Source organism: Streptomyces beijiangensis, assembly GCF_017315755.1.
Taxonomy (GTDB): Bacteria; Actinomycetota; Actinomycetes; order Streptomycetales; family Streptomycetaceae; genus Streptomyces; species Streptomyces beijiangensis.
The window spans coordinates 1-2,629 of sequence record NZ_JAFLRJ010000593.1 but is presented as its reverse complement, the minus strand read 5'-3'; the positions used below and the strand labels follow the sequence as shown (position 1 = coordinate 2,629).

4 protein-coding genes are annotated in these 2,629 nt (G+C 71.2%); 2 read left to right on the top strand and 2 right to left on the bottom strand.

All coding sequences use genetic code 11. From position 1 onward, the window contains the following. Nucleotides 1-306, top strand: a 306-nt coding sequence (locus J0695_RS37300) for a YchJ family protein (RefSeq protein ID WP_277990085.1), incomplete at its 5' end; no start/stop codon positions are given. Here the strand turns inward: J0695_RS37300 and J0695_RS37295 are convergent. Then, nucleotides 296-691, bottom strand: coding sequence for a ribonuclease (locus J0695_RS37295; RefSeq protein ID WP_206969195.1), 396 nt, complete (start codon nt 689-691; stop codon nt 296-298). The genes J0695_RS37300 and J0695_RS37295 overlap by 11 nt on opposite strands. 121 nt (nt 692-812) lie before the next feature. Continuing rightward, nucleotides 813-1,688, bottom strand: a complete 876-nt coding sequence (locus tag J0695_RS37290) for a ribonuclease HI (protein WP_206969194.1) — start codon at nt 1,686-1,688, stop codon at nt 813-815. Between the two features lie 210 nt (nt 1,689-1,898). Between J0695_RS37290 and tdh the strand changes: the two genes are divergently transcribed. Beyond that, a partial coding sequence (tdh, locus tag J0695_RS37285) for an L-threonine 3-dehydrogenase (RefSeq protein ID WP_206969193.1) occupies nt 1,899-2,629 on the top strand: 731 nt, incomplete at its 3' end.

The window sequence follows — 2,629 nt, the reverse complement described above, 5'->3', positions numbered from 1 at the left end:
TCCCGTACGGCGGAGGCGCTGATGCGCTCGCGCTACAGCGCCTTCGTCGTACGGGACGCGGAGTACCTGCTGCGGAGCTGGCACCCCACCACACGGCCGCCCGGCATCGAGTTCGATGCCGGGCAGCGGTGGCAGCGGCTGGAGATCCTGGCCGCGACGGAGGGCAGCGCCTTCCATATGAAGGGGACGGTCACGTTCCGCGCGCACTACACCTACCGGGGCGAGCCGGACTCACTCCATGAGCGCAGCCGCTTCGAGCGGTACGAGGGTGCGTGGGTGTACGTGGACGGGGACGTCAGCAGTTGAAGTCGACCAGCCGGAACGTGACGTAGTGGTCGGCCGTGTAGTAGTCCTCGGCGGTCTTCGTGCCGGTGACGATGCGGCGCGCGCCGCGCGTCGAACTGCCCGGCGTGATGACCGTGTACTCGTGGTAGTAGCTGGCGGACTGGGAGGGGAGGACACCCTCCCGGTTCTGGAAGACGACACCGTCCTGGGAGTACGGGAAGGGTCCGCCCGCGTCGATCAGGTCGAGGGTGTCGTGGGCCTGGGAGGGCAGGGCCGTGTAACAGACGGTCCCGCTGACGGTGGCGCGGGCCTCGGTGGCGAGGAGGACGGAGGGGGCCACGACGACCGCGGTGGCGACGGCGACGGCAGCGGCACGGGAGCGCAACGCGCGTAGAGTGATTCGCATGTGGACCAGAATGGGGGCGTCCGGGCCACAGGGGAAGAGGCATGATGAACCGTCACTTCCGCTTTACTTCCTGTTACTTGATGGAAATCGACCCTCACCGGACCTTCACCCCACGCAGGGTTCAGGCCGCTGATTCCTGCCACCGGGCCACCGCTTCCGCCGCGATCGCCTCGGCGGTCGCACGTGCCGTCGCCGGCGGAACCCGGCCGCTGACGGTCCGGCGGGCGTGCAGCGCGAGCCGGTCGGCGCCCTCGTTGAGGGGGTGGCCGTCGTGACCGCGCACCCAGCGCAGTGCGACCGGCGGCCGGACGGTCAGCTCCTGGCGTATCGCGATCAGCGTCCCGTGCACCCGGGCGCTGCGTGAGGAGGGGAAGCGCCACGGGCCGCCGGGCCGCTCGGGGGCGAGGCTCCCGACCAGGTGGATCGCGGCACGGCTGTCGCACAGCACAGTGAGGTCGTGGGTGCGCGGCGCCGCCCTCAACAGCTCCTGGATCCCGATGAGTTCGGCCTCCAGGGGCTCGGTGCACGACGCGGGGCCGAAACCGTACGTCCCGTCCTCGGCCAGCCACCCCCAGCCGCCGTCCCTGGTGTGCTGTCCGTGCGAACCGTCGCTCGCGGCGGTCAGCGCCGGACGACGCTCGGTGGCCTCGCGCACCAGCCGGGTCGCCGCCTCCCTGGCGCGGCTGTGCAGCAGGCTGCCGCCGATCACATCCTGGGGTGAGCAGACGGTCAAGTACGGCATACGGGCGGCCAGTTCGGTCAGCGTCAGCGCCAGCAGCTGGTCGCTGCAGAGCAGGGTGACCCGGTCGCGGTCCACCAGTGCCGGGCGCCGCAGCAGCACCTCCATGGCGCCGAGCAGGGCACCCGGATGGTCCATTCCCGCCGGACAGAGCATTTCGGCATGCCATCCGCCCGCCTCGGCCAGCGCCCAGGCGCGGCGGCCCGCGCGCTTGGCGACGACGAGCGCGGTGAGCAAGGGCGTGACGGCCGTGGTCATGGCGGACCTCCGGTCTCGTAGCGGACACGAGTGCGCGGTGTACTCCATGACGCGCGAGCGACGCCTGAGGTTCCCGGGCAGGGGAGCGGGAAACGGGGCGTGAAGCTCCGCTGTGGGCCCGCTTAAGAAAACCTCGATGGACCGGCGGGCCGGGACTCGGCAGATTGGTGCTGTTCACTGATCGCCACCGCCACGCCTGGAGCCGCCGCGATGAAGGCACTTGTCAAGCAGCACGCCGAGCCCGGGCTGTGGCTCATGGACGTACCGGAGCCGGAGACGGGCCCCGGCGACGTACTGATCAAGGTGCTGCGCACCGGCATCTGCGGCACGGACCTGCACATCCGCTCCTGGGACGGCTGGGCCCAGCAGGCGGTCTCGACACCGCTCGTCCTCGGGCACGAGTTCGTGGGCGAGGTCGCATCGGTGGGCGCCGATGTGCGCGACATCGCGGTCGGTGACCTGGTCAGCGGCGAAGGACACCTGGTCTGCGGGAAGTGCCGCAACTGTCTGGCCGGACGCCGTCACCTGTGCCGCTCGACGGTCGGCCTCGGCGTCGGCCGCGACGGCGCCTTCGCGGAGTATGTCGCCCTGCCCGCCTCCAACGTGTGGGTGCACCGGTCCCCGGTCGACCTGGACGTCGCCGCGATCTTCGACCCCTTCGGCAACGCCGTCCACACCGCGCTCTCGTTCCCACTGGTCGGCGAGGACGTCCTGATCACCGGGGCGGGCCCGATCGGCATCATGGCGGCTGCGGTCGCGCGGCACGCGGGTGCGCGCAACGTGGTCATCACCGACATCAGTCCGTACCGCCTCGAACTGGCGTCCAAGGCGGGTGCGACGCTCGCGGTGAACGTCGCCGAGACGTCGGTCGCCGAAGCGCAGCGCCGGCTGGGCCTGCGGGAGGGCTTCGACATCGGCCTGGAGATGTCGGGCCGGCCCGA

Excerpts from the sequence above, each read along its gene's own strand:
- J0695_RS37295 (WP_206969195.1), bottom strand. The coding sequence starts at position 691 with ATGCGAATCACTCTACGCGCGTTGCGCTCCCGTGCCGCTGCCGTCGCC.
- J0695_RS37290 (WP_206969194.1), bottom strand. The coding sequence starts at position 1,688 with ATGACCACGGCCGTCACGCCCTTGCTCACCGCGCTCGTCGTCGCCAAG.